Annotated in this window: 36 protein-coding genes, 1 tRNA gene and 3 pseudogenes; 18 read left to right on the top strand and 22 right to left on the bottom strand. The window is 58.7% G+C overall.

Annotated features, from left to right (window positions below):
* Positions 1 to 19: 19 nt before the first annotated feature.
* Both WDN02_RS05110 and WDN02_RS05115 read right to left on the bottom strand, forming a co-directional pair.
* On the bottom strand, positions 20 to 238 hold the full coding sequence (locus WDN02_RS05110) for a hypothetical protein (RefSeq protein WP_337292465.1): 219 nt from the start codon (positions 236 to 238) through the stop codon (positions 20 to 22).
* Positions 239 to 715: 477 nt separating this feature from the next.
* Positions 716 to 938: pseudogene (locus WDN02_RS05115) on the bottom strand (hypothetical protein).
* Positions 939 to 1,073: 135 nt separating this feature from the next.
* Between WDN02_RS05115 and WDN02_RS05120 the strand changes: the two are divergent.
* From WDN02_RS05120 to WDN02_RS05150, 7 genes are all read left to right on the top strand, one after another.
* Positions 1,074 to 1,379 (top strand): DUF3761 domain-containing protein, encoded by a 306-nt coding sequence (locus WDN02_RS05120; RefSeq protein ID WP_337292466.1) that lies wholly within the window; start codon positions 1,074 to 1,076, stop codon positions 1,377 to 1,379.
* Between the two features lie 66 nt (positions 1,380 to 1,445).
* Positions 1,446 to 2,192: a PIN domain-containing protein gene (locus tag WDN02_RS05125; protein ID WP_337294868.1), complete on the top strand. Its 747-nt coding sequence runs from the start codon at positions 1,446 to 1,448 to the stop codon at positions 2,190 to 2,192.
* 34 nt (positions 2,193 to 2,226) lie between these two features.
* On the top strand, positions 2,227 to 2,511 hold the full coding sequence (locus WDN02_RS05130; RefSeq protein ID WP_337292467.1) for a hypothetical protein: 285 nt from the start codon (positions 2,227 to 2,229) through the stop codon (positions 2,509 to 2,511).
* A gap of 760 nt (positions 2,512 to 3,271) precedes the next feature.
* Positions 3,272 to 3,556, top strand: coding sequence for a hypothetical protein (locus WDN02_RS05135; RefSeq protein ID WP_337294991.1), 285 nt, complete (start codon positions 3,272 to 3,274; stop codon positions 3,554 to 3,556).
* The gene (locus WDN02_RS05140; RefSeq protein WP_337292468.1) at positions 3,501 to 3,887 is read left to right on the top strand and encodes an SOS response-associated peptidase family protein; all 387 of its coding nucleotides are present in this window, start codon (positions 3,501 to 3,503) and stop codon (positions 3,885 to 3,887) included. Before WDN02_RS05135 ends, WDN02_RS05140 begins: the two co-directional genes overlap by 56 nt.
* A 171-nt stretch (positions 3,888 to 4,058) precedes the next feature.
* Positions 4,059 to 4,682: a hypothetical protein gene (locus WDN02_RS05145; RefSeq protein WP_337292469.1), complete on the top strand. Its 624-nt coding sequence runs from the start codon at positions 4,059 to 4,061 to the stop codon at positions 4,680 to 4,682.
* Positions 4,683 to 4,725: 43 nt separating this feature from the next.
* Positions 4,726 to 5,559: a hypothetical protein gene (locus WDN02_RS05150; protein ID WP_337292470.1), complete on the top strand. Its 834-nt coding sequence runs from the start codon at positions 4,726 to 4,728 to the stop codon at positions 5,557 to 5,559.
* A 13-nt stretch (positions 5,560 to 5,572) separates the two neighbouring features.
* Here the strand turns inward: WDN02_RS05150 and WDN02_RS05155 are convergent, their stop codons facing one another.
* The 12 genes from WDN02_RS05155 to WDN02_RS05210 form a co-directional block, all read right to left on the bottom strand.
* A complete protein-coding gene (locus WDN02_RS05155; RefSeq protein WP_337292471.1) occupies positions 5,573 to 5,971 on the bottom strand; it encodes a hypothetical protein in 399 nt (132 codons plus the stop codon).
* A 79-nt stretch (positions 5,972 to 6,050) separates the two neighbouring features.
* Entirely contained in the window at positions 6,051 to 6,860 is an 810-nt protein-coding gene (locus tag WDN02_RS05160; RefSeq protein ID WP_337292472.1) for a hypothetical protein, read from the bottom strand.
* Between the two features lie 45 nt (positions 6,861 to 6,905).
* Positions 6,906 to 7,529, bottom strand: a complete 624-nt coding sequence (locus WDN02_RS05165) for a hypothetical protein (RefSeq protein ID WP_337292473.1) — start codon at positions 7,527 to 7,529, stop codon at positions 6,906 to 6,908.
* Positions 7,529 to 7,843 (bottom strand): hypothetical protein, encoded by a 315-nt coding sequence (locus WDN02_RS05170; RefSeq protein WP_337292474.1) that lies wholly within the window; start codon positions 7,841 to 7,843, stop codon positions 7,529 to 7,531. Before WDN02_RS05170 ends, WDN02_RS05165 begins: the two co-directional genes overlap by 1 nt.
* 88 nt (positions 7,844 to 7,931) lie before the next feature.
* Positions 7,932 to 8,372, bottom strand: coding sequence for a hypothetical protein (locus tag WDN02_RS05175; protein ID WP_337292475.1), 441 nt, complete (start codon positions 8,370 to 8,372; stop codon positions 7,932 to 7,934).
* Positions 8,369 to 8,914 (bottom strand): hypothetical protein, encoded by a 546-nt coding sequence (locus WDN02_RS05180; protein WP_337292476.1) that lies wholly within the window; start codon positions 8,912 to 8,914, stop codon positions 8,369 to 8,371. Before WDN02_RS05180 ends, WDN02_RS05175 begins: the two co-directional genes overlap by 4 nt.
* Positions 8,915 to 8,927: 13 nt before the next feature.
* Positions 8,928 to 9,362 (bottom strand): hypothetical protein, encoded by a 435-nt coding sequence (locus WDN02_RS05185; RefSeq protein WP_337292477.1) that lies wholly within the window; start codon positions 9,360 to 9,362, stop codon positions 8,928 to 8,930.
* A 61-nt stretch (positions 9,363 to 9,423) separates the two neighbouring features.
* The gene (locus WDN02_RS05190; RefSeq protein ID WP_337292478.1) at positions 9,424 to 9,945 is read right to left on the bottom strand and encodes a hypothetical protein; all 522 of its coding nucleotides are present in this window, start codon (positions 9,943 to 9,945) and stop codon (positions 9,424 to 9,426) included.
* Positions 9,946 to 10,103: 158 nt separating this feature from the next.
* Positions 10,104 to 10,427 carry a hypothetical protein gene (locus WDN02_RS05195; RefSeq protein ID WP_337292479.1) on the bottom strand — a complete coding sequence of 108 codons (324 nt, stop codon included), beginning with the start codon at positions 10,425 to 10,427 and terminating at the stop codon, positions 10,104 to 10,106.
* 12 nt (positions 10,428 to 10,439) lie between these two features.
* Entirely contained in the window at positions 10,440 to 11,003 is a 564-nt protein-coding gene (locus WDN02_RS05200; RefSeq protein WP_337292480.1) for a hypothetical protein, read from the bottom strand.
* Positions 11,000 to 11,302 (bottom strand): hypothetical protein, encoded by a 303-nt coding sequence (locus tag WDN02_RS05205; RefSeq protein WP_337292481.1) that lies wholly within the window; start codon positions 11,300 to 11,302, stop codon positions 11,000 to 11,002. Before WDN02_RS05205 ends, WDN02_RS05200 begins: the two co-directional genes overlap by 4 nt.
* A 414-nt stretch (positions 11,303 to 11,716) precedes the next feature.
* On the bottom strand, positions 11,717 to 11,971 hold the full coding sequence (locus WDN02_RS05210; RefSeq protein ID WP_337292482.1) for a hypothetical protein: 255 nt from the start codon (positions 11,969 to 11,971) through the stop codon (positions 11,717 to 11,719).
* Between the two features lie 650 nt (positions 11,972 to 12,621).
* On the opposite strand from WDN02_RS05210, the gene WDN02_RS05215 reads away from it, so the two are divergent.
* The 4 genes and pseudogenes from WDN02_RS05215 to WDN02_RS05230 form a co-directional block, all read left to right on the top strand.
* The gene (locus WDN02_RS05215) at positions 12,622 to 12,996 is read left to right on the top strand and encodes a recombinase family protein (RefSeq protein WP_337292483.1); all 375 of its coding nucleotides are present in this window, start codon (positions 12,622 to 12,624) and stop codon (positions 12,994 to 12,996) included.
* A 23-nt stretch (positions 12,997 to 13,019) separates the two neighbouring features.
* Positions 13,020 to 13,289, top strand: a complete 270-nt coding sequence (locus WDN02_RS05220) for a hypothetical protein (protein ID WP_337292484.1) — start codon at positions 13,020 to 13,022, stop codon at positions 13,287 to 13,289.
* 444 nt (positions 13,290 to 13,733) lie between these two features.
* A complete protein-coding gene (locus WDN02_RS05225) occupies positions 13,734 to 13,916 on the top strand; it encodes a hypothetical protein (protein WP_337292485.1) in 183 nt (60 codons plus the stop codon).
* Between the two features lie 258 nt (positions 13,917 to 14,174).
* Positions 14,175 to 14,414 (top strand): annotated as a pseudogene (locus tag WDN02_RS05230) (Rha family transcriptional regulator); the annotation flags it as partial.
* A 589-nt stretch (positions 14,415 to 15,003) separates the two neighbouring features.
* Here WDN02_RS05230 and WDN02_RS05235 read toward each other — a convergent pair.
* The 8 genes and pseudogenes from WDN02_RS05235 to WDN02_RS05270 all read right to left on the bottom strand — a co-directional run bounded on the left by WDN02_RS05235 (position 15,004) and on the right by WDN02_RS05270 (position 18,844).
* Positions 15,004 to 15,489 carry a hypothetical protein gene (locus WDN02_RS05235; RefSeq protein WP_337292486.1) on the bottom strand — a complete coding sequence of 162 codons (486 nt, stop codon included), beginning with the start codon at positions 15,487 to 15,489 and terminating at the stop codon, positions 15,004 to 15,006.
* 133 nt (positions 15,490 to 15,622) lie between these two features.
* On the bottom strand, positions 15,623 to 15,823 hold the full coding sequence (locus WDN02_RS05240; RefSeq protein WP_337292487.1) for a helix-turn-helix domain-containing protein: 201 nt from the start codon (positions 15,821 to 15,823) through the stop codon (positions 15,623 to 15,625).
* A 154-nt stretch (positions 15,824 to 15,977) separates the two neighbouring features.
* On the bottom strand, positions 15,978 to 16,298 hold the full coding sequence (locus WDN02_RS05245) for a hypothetical protein (RefSeq protein WP_337292488.1): 321 nt from the start codon (positions 16,296 to 16,298) through the stop codon (positions 15,978 to 15,980).
* Entirely contained in the window at positions 16,256 to 17,125 is an 870-nt protein-coding gene (locus WDN02_RS05250; protein WP_337292489.1) for an integrase arm-type DNA-binding domain-containing protein, read from the bottom strand. The genes WDN02_RS05245 and WDN02_RS05250 overlap by 43 nt, the downstream gene beginning before the upstream one ends.
* Before the next feature lie 226 nt (positions 17,126 to 17,351).
* Positions 17,352 to 17,564, bottom strand: a complete 213-nt coding sequence (locus WDN02_RS05255) for a hypothetical protein (RefSeq protein WP_337292490.1) — start codon at positions 17,562 to 17,564, stop codon at positions 17,352 to 17,354.
* Between the two features lie 167 nt (positions 17,565 to 17,731).
* The gene (locus tag WDN02_RS05260) at positions 17,732 to 18,160 is read right to left on the bottom strand and encodes a DUF1810 domain-containing protein (RefSeq protein WP_337292491.1); all 429 of its coding nucleotides are present in this window, start codon (positions 18,158 to 18,160) and stop codon (positions 17,732 to 17,734) included.
* A 154-nt stretch (positions 18,161 to 18,314) separates the two neighbouring features.
* Positions 18,315 to 18,644: pseudogene (locus WDN02_RS05265) on the bottom strand (carbonic anhydrase); the annotation flags it as partial.
* Positions 18,641 to 18,844, bottom strand: a complete 204-nt coding sequence (locus WDN02_RS05270) for a hypothetical protein (RefSeq protein ID WP_337292492.1) — start codon at positions 18,842 to 18,844, stop codon at positions 18,641 to 18,643. The pseudogene WDN02_RS05265 and the gene WDN02_RS05270, both read right to left, overlap by 4 nt.
* Positions 18,845 to 19,224: 380 nt before the next feature.
* Here WDN02_RS05270 and WDN02_RS05275 point away from each other — a divergent pair, with 380 nt between their 5' ends.
* The 7 genes from WDN02_RS05275 (at position 19,225) to WDN02_RS05305 (ending at position 26,382) form a co-directional block, all read left to right on the top strand.
* Positions 19,225 to 20,415, top strand: coding sequence for a malate--CoA ligase subunit beta (locus WDN02_RS05275; protein WP_337292493.1), 1,191 nt, complete (start codon positions 19,225 to 19,227; stop codon positions 20,413 to 20,415).
* Positions 20,416 to 20,425: 10 nt separating this feature from the next.
* Positions 20,426 to 21,337: a succinate--CoA ligase subunit alpha gene (gene sucD, locus WDN02_RS05280; protein ID WP_337292494.1), complete on the top strand. Its 912-nt coding sequence runs from the start codon at positions 20,426 to 20,428 to the stop codon at positions 21,335 to 21,337.
* Between the two features lie 76 nt (positions 21,338 to 21,413).
* Positions 21,414 to 22,385 (top strand): CoA ester lyase, encoded by a 972-nt coding sequence (locus tag WDN02_RS05285; RefSeq protein ID WP_337292495.1) that lies wholly within the window; start codon positions 21,414 to 21,416, stop codon positions 22,383 to 22,385.
* A 123-nt stretch (positions 22,386 to 22,508) separates the two neighbouring features.
* Positions 22,509 to 23,780 carry a hypothetical protein gene (locus tag WDN02_RS05290; protein WP_337292496.1) on the top strand — a complete coding sequence of 424 codons (1,272 nt, stop codon included), beginning with the start codon at positions 22,509 to 22,511 and terminating at the stop codon, positions 23,778 to 23,780.
* Positions 23,781 to 23,874: 94 nt separating this feature from the next.
* Positions 23,875 to 25,443: a heme biosynthesis HemY N-terminal domain-containing protein gene (locus WDN02_RS05295; protein WP_337292497.1), complete on the top strand. Its 1,569-nt coding sequence runs from the start codon at positions 23,875 to 23,877 to the stop codon at positions 25,441 to 25,443.
* A gap of 176 nt (positions 25,444 to 25,619) precedes the next feature.
* Positions 25,620 to 25,695: transfer RNA gene (locus tag WDN02_RS05300), tRNA-Thr, on the top strand.
* 252 nt (positions 25,696 to 25,947) lie between these two features.
* Positions 25,948 to 26,382, top strand: a complete 435-nt coding sequence (locus WDN02_RS05305) for a hypothetical protein (protein WP_337292498.1) — start codon at positions 25,948 to 25,950, stop codon at positions 26,380 to 26,382.
* The last annotated feature ends 86 nt before the right edge of the window (positions 26,383 to 26,468 follow it).

Genomic DNA, 26,468 nt, shown 5'->3' on the forward strand with positions numbered 1-26,468 from the left:
CGCGTGAGTCGCGATTCCGTCAAGTAGCGCGCGGACTTTCTTGCTCGATCCAATGGGCGAGCGAATCAAGCGTCGCGTCGTAATCAACGCCACCAATTACGGTGTTGCGATCGTTGATGAGCTGATACAAGCCGCGATTATTGCTGTGCAGATTGCGGGCGCGGCTCTTCTCGATCCGCCAGCCCAAACGCTTCGCAGCGCGGCGTACGCGCGCTTCATATGCCGAATCTTCGGACATCCTACGTCTCCAAAAGGTTGGACGAGGACGAAGCAAGAGCCGGCTTTGCTTCAATCCGAATATCGTCGCGGTGGGCCTGCCGGTGACCACATCGTAGTATGATGCGCGGTCAAGATCATTTACTTTCGCGGCGCCGTCAACACGACTCGGACCGATCTGTGAAATTTATGTTCCTGACACGCTGACAGAGAATATCAGGGCGGTAGGGGTACTCAGAAAGTGAGTACCCCTAAACGGGAGTGTCAGGCTGACATAGCCGCGTGTCAGGGTCGAAATGCGGTGCCGTATTTTTCTCAAGCGCGGTTGTGTTGCAGCAAAAACGCGGACTCAACGGGAATTGCAATCCTTCTGTCATAAATTCGGGAGTACTATCAGCTCCCTCACGGCGCTCTCATTCGCGCCGTATAACGTCAGCCTCGCCCGCTAACCCCCTGCGGGCGAGGCTTTTTCCCCGCGGCCCGCTACGTGGGAAGTGGATTACTCAAGATCGTCCCCTGGTTCATCGAGAAGATCGCAGAGTTCCGCGACCTTGCCAGTAGGAAGCGGACGACCTTCAGCGATCAACGATTCTTCGTTATTTATCCAAGCCCAAGCCTCGGCTAGATCGGCGACCGTTAGCGCCGGTAGCTATAATCTGCGCGACCATGGATTCATCCGTGGGGCCAAGCACAGCCTCGACGTCGCTTGCGGTCAGAGCCATGGCGTACCTCCCATTGGCATATAGCCTGTAACGCACAAAGGGCGCGGTTGTTCGGCTCGATGCTTGCCACTTAGCCTTAAGCGGTGCTTTACTATCCGTTGGGCCGCCGTTGGAGCGCTGGCGAGAGAAAGCTCAATGCTGACCTTACGAGCCGCCTTAATTTCCGGCGCTCTGTTCGTGCCCGCGATCGCATTGCCCGCTTCAGCCTGCCACGATACGCCCGGCTACTACATCAATGAGGACGGCCGGGAAGTACACCGGCCCGTTTGTGCAACCACGCATCAGGCGGGCGAGACAGCGATCTGCAATGACGGCTCGCACAGCTTTTCACGCACCATGCAGGCACGTGTTCTCGTCACGGCGGCGTCGCGGAGTGGGAATGAAGACGAGTCGGAACACGCAACCCCTCGTGCAAAAGCAAGGCAAAGAGCCTCCAAATGAGCCTTTCAATGAAATACGACGTCCTGACCTTTCGATACGCAATGCGCTGAGGCACACGGCTTTAATATTCGATGGCGGTTTGTTGGCCAGTTTAAAGCATATTTAAGCAGAGGACCAATTCAGATTGTTGTATCAGAAATCGTGATACAGGAAATACTTCAACATTTGATCTCGAAAACGATTGAAGCCAAGGGAAAGTTTTTTAAGGCTTCCAAAGCCGCGATGTTCCACAAGCTCATCCCTTTCACCAGCGCCTATTTCGGCGATGCCGACCCGGATCCTTCTAAGATCGCTCGCGAGCGTTTAGTCTCGTTTTTGAGAGAGATCGGGGCAGAAAGGATTTCAGAGCAGAACGCAAGTATGACGGAGATAGTCCAGATGTACTTTTCTGGACGGGCACCGTTCGCCCTTACGGGGAAAAAGAAAGCCGAGTTCCCCGACGGAATCGCGTTGCTCTCGCTTGAGCAGTGGGCACGCGAGAACGGCAAGGAAATATTGGCAGTAAGCGGAGACAAAGGCTGGGCCGAATATGCGGAAAAGTCACCGTGCATAACGGTCGTGAGCGATCTCGGAATTGCGCTTTCGTCATTGCATCAGCAGGCGACGGCGATGGCAACCGCTCAAAAGCTCTTGTCAGACATTGCAACGCATTCAAATGGCACGTTGGCCTGCGCAGTTCAATGGCTTATTGACGGAAGCCGTATCAGACTGGCCGGTCGATGGAGAAGCGGACAGTTCATACCAGTCGAAGTTGATTATGTTCAACTCATGAATGCAGAGTTGTCGACTTCAAAACGCGAGCGGCGGCTTTGACGCGCTCATTATCCAGTACGACACCAGACTTGTCGTGCAGGATGCGATAGAGGTTGATGTCGTAGCAGACGGATTCTTCTCCTTGTCCATGTATGACTCGATTGATGGTGATGAAGTCAACATGGGAACAACACATGCATCTCGAAACTTCACCTTGGACATTGACATATTAATAACGTTTGAGGGTCATTTAGCAGGAGATGACATAACCGCGAGCAAAGTAGAAATTTTACGCGCGGATTCGCTTTTGAGCTTCGGATATTTAGAGCCTGAATACAAAGACGATTGGGACGATGAACAGGGGCGGTGCTTACAGTGACTTGTTTTGATAGCCACTCATAAATCGCGGATTGGCAGACGGCGTAGGGCTTTGCCACGAACACATTCATATGCGGGCCGCTCCTCATCCCCGCGTTCTATCGCACTCAGCTTTTCTCATCTCCCGCCGCTCGGCACAACCGGCCGCCATGCTTTAATGCCCCGCCAGCCCCAAAGCCTAACAAGCACACGGGCCTGCCTTCGCCCGCATCGACGGCACCGCATGCGGCGTGCCAACTCACCCAGCGTTGCTTCTCACCGAACCTTTCCATCATGGTCCAGGTTCCTGCTGCGATATTTTCCAACACCCGCGTGCACTCAAAATGAAGGCTGGCGCAGCGCGAGACTTCGTACAGTGTCCAGTCGGCAACGTCTTTGTTGCGCGGGACATGCACCATTGCTCATTGCAGCTTCCCGCGCGCATAGCCATAAGACACGAGCACCAGCGCCCTATCGCGCGCAGCCTCCAGATAGGACACTGACTGAAGCAACGCTCGAATAGCCGCCCCGCGCGTCGCCGCCGTGCTACCGCAATGATTTGGTCGACGCCTTGATCGAGCAAATCGTCGTCGGTTCGCCGCGGAATTCTCTTCGGCCGTGCTTGCATTGCCCTGCCCGCATGTTCCTGATATGTTCTCCGGGCAATTTATCCGCTCGCGTGGCAGAGTCGAGTCCAATTTTTGTCCCTGGGAAGCCGTTCGGTGTGCAATCTGTATTCAGAATTGAAAGGCTAGGCCGCCATCCGCGCCGCAGCACGCGCGATGCACGACCACACAGGCAACCTCCCGCCTATGCCCGCGATCTTTCCCGACATGATGGCGCCAGTGGTCCGCAAGGCGGATGACGGAGAACGCGAACTCGTCATGCTGCGGTGGGGTTTGCCGACTCCGCGCTCGGTTCTGCAAGGTATCGATCGCGGCGTAACGAACGTGCGTAATCTCGGCTCTCCACATTGGCGTGCATGGACGGGCGTTAGCCAATCGGTGCGTCGTGCCGGCGACAAGCTTCTGCGAGCCGTCAACGCATGCCGATCGGGTAACAGGTAAAAAGATGTGGCATTGGTTTGCATTTAACGAGGAACGCCCGCTATTCTTCTTCGCAGGCTTGTGGTGCAAATGGCGCGGTGTGCGTGGAACGCAGAAGAATCCTATTGAAGGCGAGCACCATCTATTCGGCTTTCTCACGACTGAGCCAAATGCAGACGTGATAGCGGTCCACGAAAAGGCAATGCCGGCCATCCTTACGACACCACAAGAAATCGAATTGTGGATGAATGCGCCGATTCAGGAGGCGCTATCGTTGCAAAAACCGTTGCCGGATGGAGCGGTGAGCATTGTGTGGAGCGGGGAGCAGGAGGATACCGCGCCGCCTGCTTAAGTGTCTTGCGATAATCGGTGGATTAACAAGGCGGGTGCGGGCGATGATGATCCGATGACGATTGAGCCGGGGTTTCTTTGACATGCGAATTACGAAGATCAAATTGAAGAATTACAAACGATTCACCGATTTGGTGATCAAAGATATTCAGAGACCGCAAAGCTAGTCGTCGTGGTCGGCCCCAACGGATGCGGTAAGTCTTCCCTGTTTGACGGTTTGTTGCTCTGGTACCGCTTGAATGCTGGGTTTGGCTTCTCGGGCGACCATAAATATTATCAGAAAAGCTCGGCCGAGAACTTTATACCAAGTCAGAGTTGCGAGGTGACCTTGTCCGATGGAGAGTCCCCTGGCAAGGGCTGCTTGTACATCCGTACCGCGTTTCGGAATGATCCGGATTTCAGTGTCCAACAGATTCAGCGACCGCTACCGCCGACGGAGTATGCAAAAATTGGGCGCCTTATCGAGAATGACTTGGCTGTCTCTGTGAATTTTCAAAGGTTGATCTATGACACGATGTCCGGTGTCTACAGCGAAGGAAACGATGCCAAAACGGTTCAAGCTCTCCGGGAAGAGTTGATTGGAGGCATTCGTGAGTCGATGGAGTGTGTATTTGGGGATCTGATTCTTAAAAACATCTCCGACCCGTTGGGCGCCGGAGCTTTCTTTTTCAAGAAGGGCTCAATCGATTCCTACCATTACATGAATTTATCGGGGGGAGAGAAATCGGCATTCGATCTTTTGCTAGATCTACACGTAAACAAGAAATATTTCCCGAACGCTATCTACTTGTATTGACGAAATTGACACTCATTTGCATACGCGCGTGCAAGGAAAGTTGTTGAAGGAGATGGTCCGTATATTGCCGGACAAATGCCAGCTTTGGATTACCACACACTCCTTGGGCGTCTTGCGAGCAGCACAAGAATTAGCCGTGGCCACTCCGGGTAGTGTTTCGCTGATCGATTTCGATGGCGTCGAACCCGACATTGCTCAAGAACTTGTCCCAAGTAATCTCGGCCGAGTTAGCTGGGAGAAAATGTTGTCAATTGCACTCGACGACCTTTCGGATCAGCTTGCGCCGCAGGCAATTATCGTCTGCGAAGGGTCTTCATTGGGCACCAGACGAAAGGACTTCGACGCAGAGATTTATAATCAAATCCTTGCTTCGAGAACTAACGGCGTGCTCTTTATCTCTGGCGGAGCTTCCAATCAAATTAAAGCGGCGAGAGTGTCAGTCAAAGATGCTCTTCAGATGATTCTTCCAAAGGCAAAAGTCATCGCGCTATGCGATCGAGACGATAAGTCACAACAAGAAGTCGACGAATTTGAACGAGATGGCGGTCTAGTCTTGCCCCGTAGAAACCTTGAATCGTATCTGTTTGATGATGAAGTTATAGACGCGCTGGTGAGTAGCGTCGGAAGGCCAGAAATGTTGAGCGATGCGCTTGCCGTAAAACGCGACGCCATCGCGGAAAGCGTTTCGCGTCGCAACCCACCAGACGATCTTAAATCGGCCGCGGGCACGCTCTACGTGAAACTGAAATCCCTGCTTGGGCTTACGCAGTGCGGAAATGACACCGACGCCTTTATGCGCGTTACTTTAGCCCCGTTAATCAATCCAGCGATGGATGTTTATAAAGAGCTACAGACCTGCGTCATTGAGCGAATTTGATCGAGCAAGAGATTTACGCCGCCGGCATAGTGGTGCCAGGCCCGACATACGAGCCATAATCGTCCGCGCCGCCCGATATCGAAGTCGGCATTAAGGCCGCGGTGGTCTGATACTTCGTGACGACCTTGGCGATTTGCTTGCCGTCGAGAGTGACGGGTGTCGTGATATTGATCGATGCCATAGAACGCTGCGGAACGCCGCTCGTGCCGTACAAGCTGGCATGATGCTGCGCCGGGACGGCCTTTACGGGATTGACGACCGCGCCGCTCGTAGGATTGTGCGCATTTCTCCCGCCATAGACAGACGGGGATGACGGCGCAAATAAACTTGGAATCGACTTAGCGAGGTTCTCAACCGAAATGGCTAGGCTGCTGGTCGACTTAGAAAGACTGTCGATCGTGACAGGCTTCAAGGGCTGCAAATCCCTCGGGTTCGTGATCGGATTTTTGCCGAGATACTTCGTCGGGCTTGATGTGCGAACAGTTTATTTATCAACCGATGAGGGTTTCGATGCCGTGAATAAAGCTATTGAACGCCTCTGGCTTGAATGCCGCTAATGCGGCGGCGAGCGAGCCTATCCCGAGCACGATCCAGCCAGCCGGGCCGAGAGCCGCGATAATTGCAACAGCGCCCGCTCCGATGAGCGTAAGGCCGAGAACTCCAATGGCTTCGGCGATGCGGACTATTGTGCCGGGGTTCATTTTCTCGACCTTGGCAGTCCAACTATCGATAGCGATGGTGATCTGCTGCAAATAGCCGATCGCCTTGATTGTCAGTGGCGCACCAATGACGCTCATGAAATTTTGCCAAGCGATATCGACGTTGCGGATGTTCGTGTCGTAGTCTTGCTCTTGGCGCGTCTTGTATTGCTCGTCGAGATCCTGGCCGTGCATCGTGCGTGTGCGCTCGGCGATCATCGTTTCCAGGTTTGTCAGGAAGTCGCTGGCGAGTCGTTGTGTCGTCTGACGGCCGAAGATCTTGAAGATCTCGGTGTTCATTGCATCGCCTTCGATGCCATGCTTGCCAAGCGTATCGCGCAGCGTTCCCATGCCGGCTAAAGGGTCGATCAAAAGCTGCTTGATGAATGGCGTGTTGAGGGCGCCTTTGTCGAACTGGACGCCGCCGCCGCGGATAGTCTCGTAATTGCCGACAAGTCCTAGTCCGTGAAGCTCTTTCGCTACTTGCGCCGTCATGCGACCGCCAGCGAATTGCGAGAACAGAGACATTGTCGCCGTACCGGCGCGGAAGCCGCCCATGCCCTGAGCGGCCATCAACATGCCGACGAGGCCCTCATTCGACATGCCCTTCAAGCCCGGCGCGCTTGCTGCGCGAGCTGGAAAAACGTGTCAGGCCCGACCTTCCCTCCCGTGGCAGCGGGCGATTCGCGAGGCGAGGCCAAGGTACGTCAAAAGACGCTGTGGATCGACCTTATGCGTCTTTGGATCTTGGATTTTGCCGGCGAGGTCGCCGGAGCGAAGCATATTGTAAATTTGCTCTTGCGCGCGATCTGGATCTTCGATGGCGCCCAGCACAACGCCAAGTTTGGCGAGCGGCTGATTGACCGCGGACGCACCGGCCTCGCCCAAAAGCGAGTAGCTTTCACCAAAAATCTTGACGTTATCCGAGATCCTCGTCCCGTTGACGTTCCGTGCGGTAGCTTCGCCCGCGTTAAGCGCGCGGGTGCGCAGCGCGACGGACTGCATCGGATTCGCTGACAGCGTTGCCACGGAAGCGAGCTGGTGATTTAGTTCTGACGCTTGGTCGGTCGCTGCTTTCAAGACGCCGACGAAGGCCGCGCCGGCCGCGATTGCAATACCGCCGCCAAGCGCCGCGTGAAGCCGGTTGAAGCCGCCTTCGAGATCCTTGATCTTGGTATGGACTCCGAGGACCTGTCTCGAAAGCATGGCCAGGAACGCCGGAGCGTTTGAGACCATCTGCAATTGGACGGCAATTTTGTAAATGTCGCTCATTACCAACCCGCCTTCACGTCGATCGGTAGCTTGTGGCCTAGCACTAAGGCATGCACGCCGAACGCATCGGCCGGCGGCTCTTTCCACCCGGGCGTTTTGACCACAAGCAGACGAACAATTGTCTTCCTGTCGATCTTCATAGCCATGACGGCAAACGCCGCTGTCTCCGGCGCGATGAACTCACCCGCAACCACCGCACCGGCAGGCAACATGCGTCGCATCAATTCTTCGACTTCGCCGGGCCGCGCATCCCGGACGCGATAATTCGCGCCCGGAGTTTTGCGGAAGAAGTCCGTGTCAGTGTCAGCACGCATGTCAGGCTTCCTCGTCATGTTAGACTAAATCAAGCGCGCGGCTGCATGTCAGGCGCCCTCAAATTGCGGTTCGGGATAGAGGATCTTGCTAGGGCCCGCTTAGTGCGGCTTTAGCATTGATATCGAGGGCGGTGCATTGGCCTGAAATGTTCCAGGCATAGTAATCACCACCGGCAATTACGGCTCCCGAAGGAGTTTCTGATGCGAGCGTCCCGGAGGCCGTCAGCGTTACTGATGCCACCAATGTTCCGTTAGCGCATGAGTGATCCGCTCCGCAGTCGTAGATCGCGACAGCGGGATTTTGCGTGCAATTGAATTCGTCGGACACCGCTGCGAAATATCCAACTGACATCTCCGTTTGAATTTTATCGAAGACGATCTTGGATGACGGAATCTGGCTCAAGAAGCCGGTCCTCAACGTAATAGCAAGGGGCGGCGGAGCCGCCGCATACTTGGCGATGGTGTTGCTTTGAGCGAAGGCAGCAGTGCTTGCCGCGATGAAGGCCACGCACATCAAACGAAAAATCATAGGAATCTTCTCCTTAGAGTTTGGCTTCGAAGATAAACGATCTTGGTGGGTTGGACCAAAGACAGCGGAGTAGCGGAGCCGCCAGAGGTTACCGTGGTTCCAACCGAAGTCGACGAGGACACGCTGACGGAAATACCGGTGACTGCACTCCTGGTATTGGAGGTTCCGCCGTTCAGCGGATTGACGTTGTCGTTGTTTTCCGCCCCGACCGTAGCGCTCGAACCATTCTGCACGTGGCTATGGCCGGGATCGCTGACGCTGGCGAATGAAGAGGTCGACGCGGAAGCCGATGACGGGAGTGTGAAATTTGCGAGATTGGCTTGCGCGACAACGCTGCTTTGAACGCCGCATGTTGCGCCGATCGTCGACGCGCAATTACTCAGAATTCCGGCGGCTGATCCGCTGACTGTCAAAGTATCAGCGGCGGCGACGGTGCGCCCGGCCTTGTTGTCCACGCCGAATTGGCCCGCTGGGCAGGTGTCCTGCGTATTGTATTGAGTGCCGTATTTGCCGAACAGCGCTGGCTCGCCGGTCTGCGACAAGCATTGCCCATTTTCAAGCACGTAGCCGGGGTCGGGGCGTGGTGTAATTTATGATCTTCGATGAGCCGACAGGGTCGCTGCCGGTGTAATCGGTTTCGAGGACCAATTCTGTTCCATCGAAGAATGCGCGTACCATTTTGCCGGCAGGCATTTCGCCACCGCCGAGAGGCATCAGCGCACCGCTGTTCATGCGATCGACTGGAACCGCTGTCAGGCCATTGACCGATATCGTCGTTGGGCCGGTGTCTGTCAGACCCGTTCCGACAACCCAAGCTATGTCGGTTCCTGTCACGTCTGACATGCTCGTGACGGAGGAGACGGTGATCGTCTGAGCCGCGACGGTGCCGGCCGACGGGCCAACGGCGAACGACGACTGTCCGGCGAGAGCGGGGGTAACAGCGAGCGCGAGCAAGAACGCGCCGCTTAAAAGTGCGGTGAGTTTGTTCATGATTTGCCTTGTGGTGATTGTCTACACGGCGGGCGGTAGGGAAGTTTCAGCGTGTCAGCGATTAGCTCGCGAGATACACAACGGGAGCACCGACCGAAGCGTGCCAGTCCTGCCAGGCTTCGGTGCCGGCGAATATCAGCGGAAGCGAAGTGACAGCCGCGGCAGGCAACACAAGTGCGCTGACCGGGCGCTGATCGGAAGTCGCCGAGCGGCCAAGTATCGACTCGATTTCTTGCGAGTCGCCGTCGATCGCGCGAAGCGTCAAGGCGCCAGAAGACATCGTGACAGCGAAATAATTTCCGGCCTCGATAACGACGGGCGAGTCGGCGGGCGCCTGCCAGATGGCGCGAGAGTTCGGCTTCACCACGATGTCAGTAGCGACAAGCGCTGCGCCGGACGGCAAGCCATTGACGGCCGCGTAGATTGCGACCTTCAGCAAACCCTGCTGTTCGACGATGGCGAATGTGGCAATTTCTATTCCTGCCAGCGCGAGATTTTCGGCAAGCGTGAATGGAGTCGCGAGCAAAATTCCGGAAGGAATCGGCGCGAATTGGAAGCGTGCGCCAGCAGGCGCAGCGCCCAATAGCGGGCTGCGGGATAAGAGGTCATGTCTGATTTTCCTTTTGGGAGGGGCTGGGGGGTGGAGCGCGCGACGAAGCGCACCGCCGCGAAAGCGGGAGGCGGGAATGGCAACCGTCGGTGTGCGAATTTAGGTTTGTGTCAGGCTCGCGTTGGCGCGTGTCAGGCGGCGTATTTTTTCTTCAGGCCATCGAGAAACGCTTGGCTTTCCCGAGCGAGTCGGGCGTTCGCGTTGGTCGTGGCGATCTTGTTGATAGACGCGGTGACTTCAGCCGCCGTCATCGACATCGCGTCTTTGGTGAACAAATCGGGCTTTGCGGCGCGCGCCGTTTTGACGAAGCTAGGCGGCACAATCGCACGACCGTTTGAGACTCGGACTTCCGAGAGATCGAAGAGGCCGGCGAGGTCGGGATCGGCGTGAAGCAGGCCGGCGTTTCGCAACGCGCTGTATGCGGCAGCGCGGATTTCGGGAGCGAAGTCGTTCATCGTCAGTTTCCTTTAAGCGGCGCAGCGCTGGGCTTCCGCAGCTTCGCGGTCGATAGAGGCGCGGGACTCGAGGGCGATGGTCGCGTTGATCGAGGTTGCGGCGTCGGCGATATCGCCCAGGACTTCCCTGAGCTGAACCTCATTGGAGATTGCGCCGAGGCGTTCTCTGGCGCGCTGGATGCGTTCGGCCAGGCGGCTCACGGCTGAGAGGGTTTCTTTGCTGACGCGTTCGGCCCATGCGACACGCACTCCTTCGCGCTGAACTGCAAGCCGCGCATCATCCGCGCGTTTGTGGGCTGCGGTCCCTTCGGCTTCGCGGGCGGCGGCCTCTTCGGCGGCACGGACGCTGAAATGATCGATGGCGGCGCGAAGCATTAAGACGCCGATTGCCGGCGCGGCATTCCCGGCGCGGCCAAGGGCGAGTTGAAGTTCACCATCCAAAGCGCGCCAGTTTGGCGAGTTATGCCGCGCAATGTTTTCGATGCGCGCGGCTTCATCAGCCAAGTCGTGAACCAACGATGGCGTGCGCTGCAAATCCTTCGTGGCTTGGGCGATTTGCTCGGGTGTGTGAGTCATGACGATTCCGGATTGTTGGCGGTTGAATGCTTGAAGATGGCTTCCACAGCGAGACGCGCGGCTACGCGTTGGGCGTTGGCGTAGTTCTCTGCAAGGTCGAACGGCGTCAATTTCTGTGCGGCGAAACCTTTGAAATAGTCGGGATTTTCGGCTAGCCGCTGGCGGCGATAGCTGCCGATTGTGCGCGCATCGATTTCGAGCCGCTCCGCGATTCGCGTGATCGGAATTTTGCAAGCCAACAGAAAATCGACCTGGTCGCGACGGAAATCGTCGTCGTCGAAAATGGCGCGTCGGCCCATTTGTGGCTCCTGAAAACGCCAACGCCGCCGTCCCGGAGGCGCGGGCGGCGGCGTTGGCTTATGCGCAGGCTGGGAGCCGCCGGAGGAATTTCCCGAAACCCCGGCGGTGGACCTGCACAATGCTGATGGGATTAGAGACGAAAAAACCCGGTCGAGCCAATCGGCTGCCGGGCGGAATTACTCATCTTGTATTTATGACAATGCGCCTCCGAAGCGGCAATGTCAACAGCTATTATGCAAAAATCGAGCCTTTTTTTGCGCCGCCTCGTTAATTTTGGGCTGACAGGTCAAATTTTCGAAAATTTCGGGGGCTGCATCTCGTGTCAGGTACGATTCCGGATTTGGTCGGAAGCGCCGCGCGCAGGTGGCGGGTGCGGTTGCCCCAATGTCGGGGCAACCCTTTTTGTCGCGAGCCTATTGGGTCCGGCCTGGATTGACTTTGGTAAAACCGCCCTGGGTCACGAGAACGTATGATCCTTCCATTTTCAGCAGGACATACTCGTCGGCATCGTCACTGATAAAAACATCCACGGCTTCTTCATTTACCGCCGTGTCCATCGCATCGATGAGCTGGTTGTTTGCGCCAAAACGGCCGAGCGTGGCGGCGAGAATCACTCGCATGTCAGCGCGCTCGGCGACGGTAAGAAATCGGCGATCTTTAAAAGACATTCTAAGTCACTCCTGTAGCGTGGTTTGCCACGGTGCGGAGCGACGGGCTGAGCCTTGGAGACGTTAGGCGGCGTCTAGGCGATGCCACGATCTAACACCAGATATGTCGGGTGGTCACAGATCGCACGTGAAAGGAACCACGCGACTTTCAGGATGTCAAGCGCGGTATTGAGCGCGCGCGTGAAGTCCATCGCCGATGGCGCTTCCAAAGTTTGTGATGATGGCTGACACGGTCCCGAAAGTTGGGATTTTTTTTATTCCCAAAAAATCCCGACACGGGTTCTGTATCTGCATTTTTTTCACAAGCCGGTTGCGGCTGACATTTTCAAAAATTCAAAATTTTGGTCTCCACGTCTAGGTGAGAGGCGGCGGCCCTGACGCGATCGAGATCGAAGCCATAGGGGGTCATTTATCGGACCCTGACAGGCGGCCCGGCCGGCGCTCGTCGCGCGTGTCAATGAACAGGAATCGGAGCGCTGGAATTTCAGCAGTCCTCTATCTCGCGTCAGTGTCGGTGACATGCCGCAAATCAACTTCCCGCAATGCGGGGAGATTGCCATTCCCGAAAAGTCGGGAGCGGGCTTTCACCGATTGACAGGGCGAAAGATTGCGTTACAACTCTAACAACGCTCGTTGATAGGATTGTAATCATGGCCAAGCTCGTAGCCTACTGCCGCGTCAGCACACAGTCGCAAGGACGTTCCGGCCTAGGACTCGCTGCGCAGTTAGACGCGATCCGCAATTTCGCCAAGAGCGAAGATCACGAGATCATCCGGCCTGAGTATGTCGAGATCGAAAGTGGCGCCAAGGATGACCGGCCGAAACTGGCGCTTGCTGTCAAGCAATGCCGGACCTACGGCGCGACGCTGGTTGTCGCCAAGGCTGACAGGCTGACACGCTCTGGCGAAACGGTCGATCAATTTGCCAAGCGAAACCGAATTTCCGTCATCGCTCTCGACAACGTCAACGGAGACGATGTTTTCGCGATTCTCTCTGCTGCGGTCGGCTCGGTGGAACGGAGCTGATTTCCAAGCGGACGCGGGCTGCTTTGCAGGCTCTCAAATCGACAGGGAAGACGCTAGGCGGCTATCGCGGCACTCCGCCCCGTGACTATGCCCAAGCCCTTGGCGCGGCCACTGCAAAGGCTAATGCCGACCAGCGGGCGGCGGATGTGACCGAAGTCCTGGCCGAGATCGATCCGGCCGGCGGGATGAGCCTTGCGGCGCTGGCGAGCGCGTTGAACGACCGCAACGTCGCGACGGCCAGGGGCGGCAAATGGTCGGCGACACAGGTCATGAGGGTGAAGGTGCGGTCCTGACACAGGCTTCCCCAATTTTGGGGAGGCCGTCTGTCAGCTCGTTTACTTTCCCGGCTAGGACGCGCGAGCCGCGCGCATTGGGCACCTTTTCGCCCTCCCCGGCCGTCACATGTTGTCAGGATTTGTCATCGCCGGTCATATCCGGTCCTAGAGGGAGAACAGGCGACTTTTGCCGCTCCCTTCGAGACGATTTTCATCCTGACATGGGCGTTCTATTTCGTCGTCAAGGTTTCTGTGTCAGGCACCGGGTTTGACAACGCTATCGGGGGTCTCGTTCCTTATGGGATTGGTGCCATTGGCCCGGTTTCAATCACTCAGGCTTTGCGTGCCGGAAAATTTTGGGCAAAACGTCAGGAAGTAGTCTGATCTCGATTTGCGCATCCTCCGCCGCTCCGCGGGTACCTAGGTCGTCGTCAGGGCGAAGGTCGCCCTTGGGGACTGAAAATGAAAAATGACCAAGAAAACGACCGCGGCGATGTCAGCGAATCGTGGAGCGAACCGATCTATTTCACCTTCCGCGTTTCCGAGAGCGCCACGCTCTCCGCCAAAGGCAAGCAGCTTTGGAGGCGCATGACCGCCGCGACTGGCGGGCGTCCGGGATCGGTCCAGCGGCCTTCGTCGCCCTAAGCAGGGGTGCCCACGCGGAGGGTACCGTCGATCTAGATGTCAGGTCTCAGGATACGGATCGGATCCGTACCCTTTGAAGGGTATTCGCTTTGTACATACCCTTAGTCTGCTAACACGACCTAAGGGTACGCACTTTCTGCGTACCCTTTTGCCTGAGGGTCGGCTTCGGCCCATCTCATTCAGGCTTTGCGCGCCGTTCGACGAAGGTACGACTCACCGCAATGCGGGGAGTTGGATCTCAACGCCGGTGAGAAGACCATGAGCAGCCGGGAGATCGCGGAGCTTACGGGGAAGGAGCACAAGCATGTTCTTCGCGACATAGATAACATGCTGATTTCATTGGGGTCCAAAATTGGACCGGGCTCATATACCGACACGAGCGGCGACCCGCGCCGCTGTTTCGATCTCCCGAAGCGCGAAACACTTATCCTCGTCAGCGGCTACAGCGTAGCCATGCGGGCGAAAATCATCGACCGCTGGCAGGAGCTTGAAGCGAAGTAAGGAACGATAACGGGCTTACAAGCAGAGTGGAAGGGTACGCAGAAAGTGCATACCCTTTGCATTCCGGCTAGGCGCTTGGGATACGGATCGGACCCGTATCCTCAAGTCCGCAAGGGATACCGATCCGATCGGTATCCGTTTGCCTCAGGCTTTCGGCCGTGGAAAATTTCCGCGACGAGTCCGTCGATTGTGACGAGGCGGAGTTTCGACGGCCTTAATCGCGAAGTATGCATTCTCGCGACCCCTCCTCCGAATAAGGCTAGCGGTCGAAGGCTCTCCCACTGTCCGCTTCATCGACCTAGACGATTTCATCACCCAGGCTTTGCGCAGTGGAATTTTAAATGACGCCCCAAAATTTGGAGGCGTCTCCGGCCTCGGTTGGGAGGCTCTGATAATTGAAGCTCTGATCCGGCTAATAGAAGATCACCGCATGGCACGGCACGACAATCTACTTCAGAAAGGGGTGCAGCGCCGCTCTGTATTTCAGCTACTTACGCTCGATTTACGCTCTCATTTCAGGGTGATTTCAGGCTGATTTCACCCTCATTTCAGGGTGGTTCCACCCTCATTTCAGGATCAAGTCACCCTAGAACGGGGCCCCATCATCTTCTAGCGTCACGGCAGGATTGGACGGGCGGCGCCGCGGCTGAACGTCCCGCTTACTGAGATAGTCGGTGATTCCTTCCGTCAAGACGCCGCATTGCCAGCGGCCATCCGAGGCGCGCTTAAACCACACGCCATCCATGACGCGATCTTTGACCTTATGCCAAGCAGCGATACGCCCAGCACTATAGCCGGCCCACCTCGATAGAAGCTTGTCATCGTCTGGTAGCGTGCCGGCGGGGACTTGCCGCATGCTTGCAGTCATAAGCTTGTGTGCGCGTCCAAGAATATCCCCGTCAATATTGTCTGCCATCCATTCGATTAGGGCCATGTCAGGCTGACAGCGCGGCCACTTTTTCAAGTCTGTGTTGAGAGGAATCTCTACTGTTTGCTTTGGACTGAGCAAATAATTACTGTTTAATGATTGATTTTCTTGCCACGGTCCCTTGAGTAATTTTGCGGGTTGCATTATACTTGTGCCTGTTGTTCGCGGCTCTTGCCGTTGTTCTGGAAAGTTGCATCCGTTTTCCTTGCCGGGTCGAACGGAGCAACAAAGCTTCGAAAGGCCGCATCCTTTTGGGAGGATGCGGCCTTTCTATTATTCACGCGGCCTCCCCGTCGATCACGCGGATCAAACTTTCGGTCTTGATCCGGATCGCCCGGCCAAGGTGGAATGTTTCAAGCTCGCCGCTCTTTATGCGCCGCCAAACGGTCGTGCGGGATGCATCCAGTATTTCTTGTGCGTTGCGGACAGTGTGACCGGCGCGACGCCGCCAGTCGTCAATCTTGGTGACATTGCTCATTCGCGAGACTCCTCCTTCGAGCCGCACGAATAGTACCGCAAAGTATTCAGCAGGCCCAAATGGTCCGATTTCGCGACTAAGCCTATGATAAATAATAAGCAGGGCTGCTCAGATTTGAGCATATACTTGCCTAAACGGCATAATTATTTGAATTTCATGAACAGGAATTTTGCCAATCAGCCATGAGCACCCGGCGCTTTTCGAGCGCGTCGGTTCGACGATAAGCGCGAGAAACGGCCGAGCCGACCGCGTGTCCTAGCGACTCTTCAATGATCTCGTGTGGATGATCCGTCGACTCGTGCGCCCAATCAGAAAACGCCGACCGGAATCCGTGCAAGGTGATTCCTTTGACAGTCATGCGTTCCATGAGTCGCGCAGCGGCCACGTCGCTAAAGACTTTTCCGGTCGGGGAGCGGAACACGAGCGAATCGTCTAGCCCGTCGCAGTCGAGCGCCATTTCCTCGATGATCTCCATAGCTCTTGCGCAAAGCGGAAAGCGGTGTTCGCTGCGGTCTTTGAGCGATCCTCTGGTAATGTCCAAACCCGCTCGTCGCGGTCGATTTCTGCGAATGTCAGGCCGCGCGCTTCCATGCTTCGGCAGGCCGTCAGGATGGTGAACTCCACAAGCCGTGCCGCCGTCGCTTCGCGCTGGCGCAGTTGCGCGATGAACGCGGGAACATCGCTCCATGGCATTGCTGGCAAGTGCTGCTCTTTATCGGGCCGTGGCGGCAGTATGTCGTCTAAATTCTCAGCCCATGCCGCGGGATTCGGTCCCGAGCGCAGCTTGAGGGCGCGGGCGAAGTCGAGGACTTGCTTCAAGTGGATGCGAAGCTTTTTTCCCGTTGGCCAGCGTGCCAACCAGACGGGCCTAACGACTTTAAGAACATCCTCCGTTGTCAGCTTATCGACGGGGATGTGCCGAATTGGTTTCGCATAGTACGTCAGCGAGCGCTCCCACGCGCGGCGGTGCGACGCATTCTTGAAAAGCTCGACTCGCTCAACAAGGAAGCGATCGGCGACAGCACCGAATAGGGAGCCCTCAGGACGCTTGCGCGCTTCGATGGGGTCGATGCCCTGCCGGACGAGCCGGTGGGCTTCTGCGGCGGCCATGCGGGCTTCTGATAGCGATACGCGCGGATATGGTCCCAGCCCCGACTCGCGGCGCTTCCCATGCCATCTGTAGAAGCATAGCCAACTTTTCGACCCGGTCGCGCTCACTTGCAGATAAAGCCCATCGCCATCGCCGTGGCGCCCCGGCTTTTGATCGAATCGACCTTCCGTGCTGAGAGCTTCGCCATCCATCGTACCCCACCGCCTACCCCATTAGATGATGGGGTATTGGGGAATACCAGAGGAGCCGCCTGAAACAACCTGACAGGCTGACATGCTGAGATGTCAGGGCTTTTTTGTTTCATTCGGTACCGTGAGATATCGGTGCTGGTGTTCTTCCGGGACGCCCATCGTTCGCTGGCGAACGCGTGTTCTTAAGATTGCACGTTGACTCCAGCGCAGCGCCTCCCCACGTCCATCATACCCCCTCGAGAGGGCAGATAATCACTAAAGAGGAGACGTCATGGCCAAGACAAAGCATCCCTCCAGTGAACATCATCACGCGGCGGCGGCGCACCACGAAAGTGCCGCGCATCATCACCGCGAAGCCGCGCACGATCACGAACACGGTCGGCACGCCGAAGCGAAAGAGCACGCGACCTCGGCGCACGAACATAGCGGTCACGCCCACAAGCATACCGCCACGGCGCATGAGCATTCACATAAGTAAGCCAATTTACAACGATTCAAACAATCGCTGCGGGGCGAGAGGCCAATCTCTCGCCCGTTTTACCTTTCGCTGTCATGCGTGGCGCCGTTACGGAGCTTGGTGCTGGGCAATGCGCAACAGCATGAAGATCAGACGTGACGCGCAAGTATTTCGAGCGTGCGTGCATCCGCGCTGGGGAAATATTTCCGTAATGCATCGGCGAAAATCGTCTCGTCTCCAGCGACGGCCGCGAACAACGTCATCGACGAGCGGAATTTGAGATCATCGGGGCTGCCGAAAATCTCATACGCCGTGCGGCCTTCGACGCCGCGTACCAGTGCTGTGCATTCGCGGAGCCGCATCCCGAGCAAGGGATGGGCAAGATAGGCCCGCGCTTCCGCGGTCGAACCGATCGCGAAGCGCACCGCCATCGGGCTCAGGCCAAGACCCGCGACCTGCGGGAAGACGAACCACATCCAATGCGTCGTCTTGCGCCCGCGTCGTAATTCCCCGCAGACCTGCGTGTAGACCGGCGCTTGCGCCCCGACGAAACGTTGCAGATCGAAAGTCGGCGTCATCGCCGCGCGTCAAAAACCGTGGCGTGCCGAGTGCCGCTGCATGAGCGTTCGCCGCGAGCAGCTCGAACTTGCCTGTCGTTTCGTCCAGGCCAAAAAGCCTGCCGTCGGAAACACCGAAATAGGCGCCGTGCAAGACGAGTTCGCCTGCCTCCTCCGCAGCCCGGACGTCCGGGAACGTGCGCAGATTGGCGATCGATTCGACGATCGCGGCGCGGCCGAGCCGTTCGGCATAGTCTGCCGCTGGCTCCGTCCGCGGGCCGAGTTTGGCTGCAGCCTCGCCCAGCAGGGAAATCCACTGGCCGATGAAATCGCCCGGCGCCAGCTTCACATCGAAGCCGGATTGCGTTTCGACATAGGCGCGCACGCCGCCGCACATCGCATGGCCCATGATGACAATGTGCCCGACTTTTAAAACCTTGACCGCATATTCCAGCGCTGCCGACGTGCCGTGTCGTTCGCCGTCAGGCGCGTAAGGCGGGATCAAATTGGCAATGTTGCGCAGAACGAAGATTTCGCCCGGTCGGCATCGAAGATCACCTCCGGTGAGACGCGGGAATCGCAGCAGCCGATGAGCAGGACGTTCGGGCTCTGGCCGCGGTCAGCGAGATCGCGATAGCGATCCTGCTCGCGACGGAAGCGACCACGCAGAAACATCTCGTAGCCTTCGACAAGCCGGGCGGGCAAAAGCGCGCTATCATCCGAGCGCTGCGTTCGTCCATGCCAAACCTCCCGTTAAATCGATGAACTTTTTGTTTCAGCTTTTGCAAAATCGCGCGACAACCTGCAAGCTGAGCCGTTTATGGCACTGCAATAAAATTGCGGCACGTTAGCGCAGTTTTCCGGACCGCCGCCGCGCTTCGCCGAAGCGCTCTTGACCGGTTTTGTCTCGTAAACCGCACGCGAGAGCCGCCGACCATAAGTCACCGCAGCGATTCCGCAACGCGAAAAACTCGCTCGGAGACAAAGGCTTCGGCCATCTCGTCCGCTTTGCTATCTGGCGAAGCCGAATAAACTCGGCTAACCAACCTTTTAGACGACGCCTTTCTCGGAGGAGATTGCCGGTAATGGATATTCATGAGTATCAGGCCAAGCAATTGCTGGCGCAATTCGGCGTCGCCGTTGCGCCAGGTGCGGTGGCCTTTACGCCAGAGCAAGCGGTTTATGTTGCAACTGAACTTGGTGGCTCGCGCTGGGCAGTAAAAGCGCAGATTCATTCCGGTGCGCGCGGCAAGGCGGGCGGCATCAAACTCTGCTCGCATTATAAGGAAGTGCGCCAGGCGGCGCATGATCTCCTCGGCAAGCGGCTCGTCACGATCCAGAACGCGCCGGACGGCCAACCGGTCCAGCGCGTCTATATCGAAGTCGCTGCGGCGTACGAAAAGGAATTCTACCTCGGCTTCGTGCTTGATCGTAAGACCGAGCGCGTCCGCGTCATCGCCTCGCAGCATGGCGGCATGGAGATCGAAGAGATCGTCAAGACCGATCCCAATGCGGTGATCCAGATCGTCGTCGAGCCGGCCGTCGGTCTTCAGGCTTTCCAGGCGCGCGAAATTGCCTTCGCGCTCGGGCTGAACATCAAGCAGGTCGCGCGCGCGTCAGCCGTCATCCTCGCCTCCTATCGCGCCTTCCGCGATTGCGACGCGCTGATGCTCGAAATCAACCCGCTGGTGCTGACCGCCGACGACAAGATCATCGCGCTCGATGCGAAAATGTCGTTCGACGATAACGCGCTCTTCCGCCGGCCCAACATCGCCGCCATGCACGACGCCTCACAGCAGGATCCGCGCGAGGCGCAGGCGGCGGAGCACAATCTCAATTACATCGGTCTCGAAGGCGAGATCGGCTGCATCGTGAACGGCGCCGGCCTGGCCATGGCGACGATGGACATGATCAAGCACGCCGGCGGCAACCCGGCGAACTTCCTTGATGTCGGCGGCGGCGCCTCGCCCGAACGTGTGGCAACCGCCTTCCGTCTCGTCCTCTCGGACGAGAACGTGAAGAGCGTGCTCGTCAACATTTTCGCCGGCATCAACCGTTGCGACTGGGTCGCCGAAGGCGTCGTTCAAGCGGTGAAAGAGACGGAAATCAAAGTTCCGCTCATCGTCCGTCTTGCGGGCACCAATGTCGAAGCCGGCCGCAAGATCATCAAGGAAAGCGGCATTCCGATCATCAGTGCCGAAACTTTGGGGGAAGCGGCAAACAAGGCTGTCGCCGCCTGCCGCGACCACAAAGCCTCGCTCGCCGCAGTACAATGAGGGACGCACCATGAGCATTCTGATCGACGAGAAAACCCGAATTATCGTACAGGGCATCACCAGCGAGAAGGCGACCTTCCACGCGAAGGACATGATCTCCGCCGGCAGCAACATCGTCGGCGGCGTGGTGCCCGGCAAGGGCGGCCGCACGCACATCGGCCTGCCGGTCTTCAACACCGTCAAGGAAGCGGTGAAAGAAGTCGGCGCCGAAGCCTCGATCACCTTCGTGGCGCCGTCCTTCGCTGCTGACGCCATCATGGAATGCGCGGATGCGGGCATCCGGCTCGTCTGCTCGATCACCGACGGCATCCCGGCGCAGGACATGATGCGCGTGAAGCGCTATCTGATGCGCTATCCCAAGGACAAGCGCACGATGATGGTCGGGCCGAACTGCGCCGGCATCATCAGCCCCGGCAAGGCCATGCTCGGCATTATGCCACCGCAAATCTACATGCGCGGCACGGTCGGCGTGATCTCGCGCTCCGGCACGCTCGGCTACGAAGCCGCGGCGCAGATGAAGGCGCTCGGCATCGGCATCACCACCAGCGTCGGCATTGGCGGCGACCCGATCAACGGCAGTTCCTTCATGGATCACCTCGCTCTCTTCAATGAAGATGATGAGACCGAGGCCGTGTTGATGATTGGTGAGATCGGCGGCCCGCAGGAAGCCGAAGCCGCGGCCTGGGTGAAGGACAATATGGTAAAACCTGTGGTTGGCTTCGTCGCCGGCCTCACAGCGCCAAAAGGTCGCCGCATGGGTCACGCCGGTGCGATTATCTCCGCCGTCGGCGATAGCGCCGCAGAGAAGTCCGAGATCATGCGTTCCTATGGCCTGACCGTCGCGCCAAGCCCGAGCGAGTTCGGCGCGACCATGGCGCAGATTCTGGCGAAGAGTCAGTCTTTACACCGCGCTTCGGCCTGAGGGCAAGGTCGCGAACCATCAGGGCGGGATGAATAATCATCCCGCCCTTTTACTTTAACTTTGAGAGGGACGACCCGTGAGCTTCACCCTGGTGGAGCAGGCGCGCGCGCGCCTGCAGCGTTCGGAACTGGCCGTGCCTGGGTCAAACCCCGGCATGTTCGAAAAAGCGGCGGCCTCGAAAGCCGACATCATCTTCCTCGATTGCGAGGACGCCGTCGCACCTGACGATAAAGAGCAAGCCCGCAAGAACATCGTCGCCGGCCTCAACGAGGTCGATTGGGGCAACAAGGTCATGATGGTGCGCATCAACGGCCTCGATACGCATTATATGTATCGCGACGTGGTCGATATCGTCGAAGCCTGTCCGCGCCTCGACATGATCCTCATTCCCAAGGTTGGCGTGCCAGCCGACGTCTATGCCGTCGATATGCTCGTCACCCAGATCGAACAGGCAAAGAAGCGCGACAAGCGCATCGGCTTCGAGGTCCTGATCGAAACCGCACTCGGCATGGCCAATGTCGAGGCCATCGCCCAATCGAGCAAACGGCTTGAAGCGATGTCCTTCGGCGTTGCCGATTACGCAGCGTCGACCCGCGCCCGCACGACCGTCATCGGCGGCGTCAATCCCGATTACGGCGTCCTGACCGACAAGGACACCAAGGGCCACCGCGAATATTTCTGGGCCGACCAATGGCACGCGGCACAGACGCGGATGATGGTCGCCTGCCGGGCTTATGGCCTGCGGCCGATCGACGGCCCGTTCGGCGATTTCGGCGATCCGGACGGCTACAAGGCGGCGGCGCGACGCGCCGCGGTGCTCGGCTACGAGGGCAAATGGGCGATCCATCCCTCGCAGATCGATCTCGCCAACGAGGTCTTCAGCCCGTCCGAGGCTGAAGTGACCAAGGCGCGCCGCATCATCGAAGCCATGGACCAGGCGGCGAAAGAGGGCAAAGGCGCCGTCTCGCTCGACGGCCGCCTGATCGACATCGCCTCGATCCGCATGGCCGAGGCGCTGCTCACCAAAGCCAAAGTGGTCGGAAACTAACGCCTGATCCCGAAAAGTTGCCGACTTTTCGGAGAGAGATCATGTGTCGATCTAATAAGACGACATCGTTTGCCTCCGCGCTGGGCCTCCGCTAGAAGCGGAATCGACCAGCGAGGAGGCATCATGGCCGATCCCGAATCGAGCGAAGAAACGCCGGACGACAAGCCGACAGTCGCACCGGATTATTCCGCCAACGCGTTGCGGCGTGAACCGGCCACGATTGAGGGCAAAGCGCGGGATTTAACCGCGCCGGAGCCCGAGACTGCCGAAGAGCTGGAAACCGAACTGGGGCACCTGCCGCCGGAACCGGCTGCCGCCGAACACCCCTTCGATCCTCTTCCGGACTTGGAGACCGCGGCGGACATACCGCCAGAGACGCCAGCGCCGGCTGCCGACGCCGCGAAAGGCCGCGGCGGTATTCTTTCACCCGCGCTGCTCGCGCTCGTCATTGGCGCGGCGGCGGGCTTCGGCGGCGCTTATGGCTTGCGCTTCATCGACAAGTCGGATTCCAAGATCGATCTCTTGGGCGAACGCGTCGATGCGCTGGAACAGCAACAGAAGGCGGCGGCTGCGCTGACGACGGCGCAGGCCGATCTTGCCAATCGCGTCACGGCGATCGAGACGCGAGCGCACGACGATTCTGCGGGCTTCGCAGCTTTGCGTGGCGATATCGAAAGGCTGACAACACAGAAGCCCGGAACGGCGTCCGCCGGCGCGCCCGCCGATCTCGGGCCGCTGAAACAGCAATTGAGCACGCTACAGGATAAACTTTCGTCCCTGACTGCGCAGGTCAGCGATCTCGGCGGAAAAGTCGCCGCCCAACAAAACCAGGTCGCTTCGGTCCAGCATCTCGCAACGCAGGTCGCAACCGCACATGCCGGCGACGAAGCCGCCGCCATCATCGCCGGGAGCCTGTTACGCAAGGCCGAGGTCGGCACACCCTTCGCCGACGACCTGACCGCACTGGAGAGCCACGGCATCGACAAGGCCCAGCTTGCGAACTTGCAAGCGGCCGGCGCCACCGGCGTCGCGACCGCCGGCGAGCTTTCCAAGCAATTTGCCGCCGAGACCGACGCCATCCTCGCCACCGCGCCCACACCCAAAGCGCGCGGTTTCCTCGACCGCCTCATGAAGGACACCGAGGGCCTCGTCCGCGTGCGCAAGATTGGCGACACGACAGGCGACGACCTCGCCGCGCACGTCGCCCGCATCCAGAACGCGCTCGATGCCGGTTCGGTCGACACGGCCTACCAGCAATGGACGAGCCTGCCCGATGCCGCGAAACAGAAATCGCAAGCTTTCGGTCTCGCGGCGAAAACGCGTCTCGACACGATTGAGGCGGCACGCGCAATCGAGTCCGAGGCGCTTGCCAGCCTCGGTAGGGCCAAATCTTGAACCGGATGCCGGCGTGTGCCGCCGTATGGCGGCGCATCGGCGATCCTGTGGTAGCCTCGCGTCGGGTGATCCGTCCGTAACCTGAGTATTGCCGATGATCCGCGTTCTGATCTTTCTGCTTCTTCTCGCCGCCGCGGCGCTCGGCATCTCGTGGGTCACCAATCACCCCGGCGACATTTCGCTGACCTGGCAGGGCTATAATATCGAGACGAGCGTCGCCGTCGCGGCGGGAATCGTCGCGGTCATTGCGCTGGCATTGGCTCTGGTTTTCGGCGGCCTCGGCTATTTGTGGAACATGCCCTCGCGGCTGTCGGAGCGCGCCAAGCGGCGGCGCACGGAAAAGGGCTATGCGGCACTCTCACGCGGCATGATCGCGGTCGGCGCCGGCGATGCACAGCTCGCGCGCAAATCCGCGACCGAAGCCAATCGGCACCTCGAAAGGGAACCGCTGACGCTGCTGCTGGGCGCGCAGGCGGCGCAACTCTCCGGCGATCGCGCCGCGGCCGAAGCGGCTTTCAATAAACTCACCGCCGAACCGGCGACACGGCTGCTTGGCTTGCGCGGGCTGCATATCGAAGCGCAGCGGCGCGGCGACCAGGCCGCCGCGCTGCATTTCGCCGAAGAAGCGCACAAGCTCGCACCGCTCTCATGGTCGACCAAAGCCGTGCTCGACCATCGCGCCGCGCAGGGCCAATGGGACAATGCGTTGGCCGTCCTCGACCGGCAGATCAGCGCCAAGCTCATCGACAAGGCGACGGGCGAACGCCAGCGTGCCATCATCGAAACCGCGCAGGCGCAGGAAAAGGAAGCCGAGGGCGAGTGGGAGCAGGCACTGGTCCTCGCGCGCAAGGCGGTGAACCGCGCGCCGGACCTCGTCCCCGCCAATGTCACGATGGCGCGGATCCTCGCCCGCCGGGGCGAATTGCGGAAAGCGGCAAAGGTCGTCGAAACGGCGTGGGACCGTCAGCCACATCCCGACCTCGCCGACGTCTATCTCGATCTGCGGCCGGGCGATTCCAATGCCGACCGTCTCGCCAAGGCGCGCGCGCTGGCGAAAATTCGGCCGAGCGATCCGGAAAGCCACGTCATCGTGGCCCGCGCTGCGCTGGCGGCGCGCGATTTCGCCGCCACGCGCGAGGCAATGGCGCCGCTGATCGGCGAAGATGAACGCCCGACACAGCGCATGTGCCTGATCATGGCCGAACTCGAAGATCGCGACACCGGCGACGAAGGCAAGGTGCGCGAATGGCTCGCCCGCAGTGCCCGCGCGCCGCGCGATGCGGTCTGGATGGCCGACAGGATCGCCGCCTCGAAATGGGCGCCGATCTCGCCCGCGACCGGCCGGCTCGATGCCTTCGTCTGGCAGCAGCCGACGGAGCAGCTCGGCGCGCCGATCGAGCCGGAATCCTGGATCGCGCATGCCGAGACTTCGCCTCGCCTCGTTGCCCCCGAAAGCCCGGCGCAGGCGCCGGCTACCACCGCAAGCGAGACGCCCGCGGAGCCGGAAATCATCCCGCCGCCCAAGGTTGAGACCGTGGCCCGCGGCAACGGCGCCGCGCCGGGACAAAAAGTGATCTTCCCGATGCCGGCCGCCCCGGATGACCCGGGCGCGGAAGACGAGACGGACGAGGCGGAAAATTCGAGCCGGGTCGGCTTCCGCTAGAGCGGGATTGCGAAAAGTCGGGACCGGTTTTTCGACCCAATCAAGTTTACGCAAATTGCGACCGGTTATCTGCCAAATCCCGCTCTCATTAGGGAATCGCTTTAACGCGGGATGCGGTTGCCAAATCGGCCGCATCCGGCATAAGAGAGGCGCGCGGGCGCTCAGGCGCCGCCGAGGCCGCAATAGCTCAGCTGGTAGAGCACGTCATTCGTAATGACGGGGTCGGGGGTTCGAATCCCTCTTGCGGCACCATCTGTTTCTAATCCATCCGCCAAAAGAGATTGCTGGTTTTTGCGTTTCCATGGATCAGGCACGCCAGCGTCCTTATTCATAAATTGAGCGTCGAATGCTCGCGCTTAGTCCCCGTCGGAGCGACGAGCGGTCAATCTTTTTTCAGTCTGCGTATTGACGCCGCCCCATCGGAGAACCATTTCCATGACACGATGCTGGTATATACAAGTAAATGACTTGCCCGCCGGATCGTTCTGCTCAGGAGTTCATGCAATGAACACATCCCATTATCTCACGGCTTTCGCTTTGGCCGCAGCGCTCGCCAACACGGCAACTGCAGGATGGGCGGCCAGCCGGCTCGACACCATCAACGTCTCGGCCGATGAAACATCGCCGGCCGACCGGGCACCCGCACTCGGCGGCAAGCCTTTCGTCGTCGAGCATCAAGCGACCGGTCAGCGTTTCGTAGCTCACGCTCACGGCACGGCGGAAAATCCGTTGGCGGATCGCGCAGCGGCCCTTGGCGGCGAGGCTTTTACGGTGAAGAGCGCCGAAGGAGGCCGGTATCACGCGGTACGACAAACCAATGCCGAAGTCTCTCAGGCTGCCGGTAATCCGCTCGCTGAGCGAGCCGCAACTCTCGGCGGCAAGGCGTTCACAGTAGAACAGGGCGCTGCGCAGCCAGCCTTTTTGGCGCGCTTCAATTGACATGATCTGATATTTAATGCGCGGCCAACTCGGCCGCGCATTTGCGTTGTTAGCTCGGACTGCAAAATCCCGCACAACCAATCAGA

This window comes from Methylovirgula sp. (assembly GCF_037200945.1).
In the GTDB taxonomy this organism is placed as follows: domain Bacteria; phylum Pseudomonadota; class Alphaproteobacteria; order Rhizobiales; family Beijerinckiaceae; genus Methylovirgula.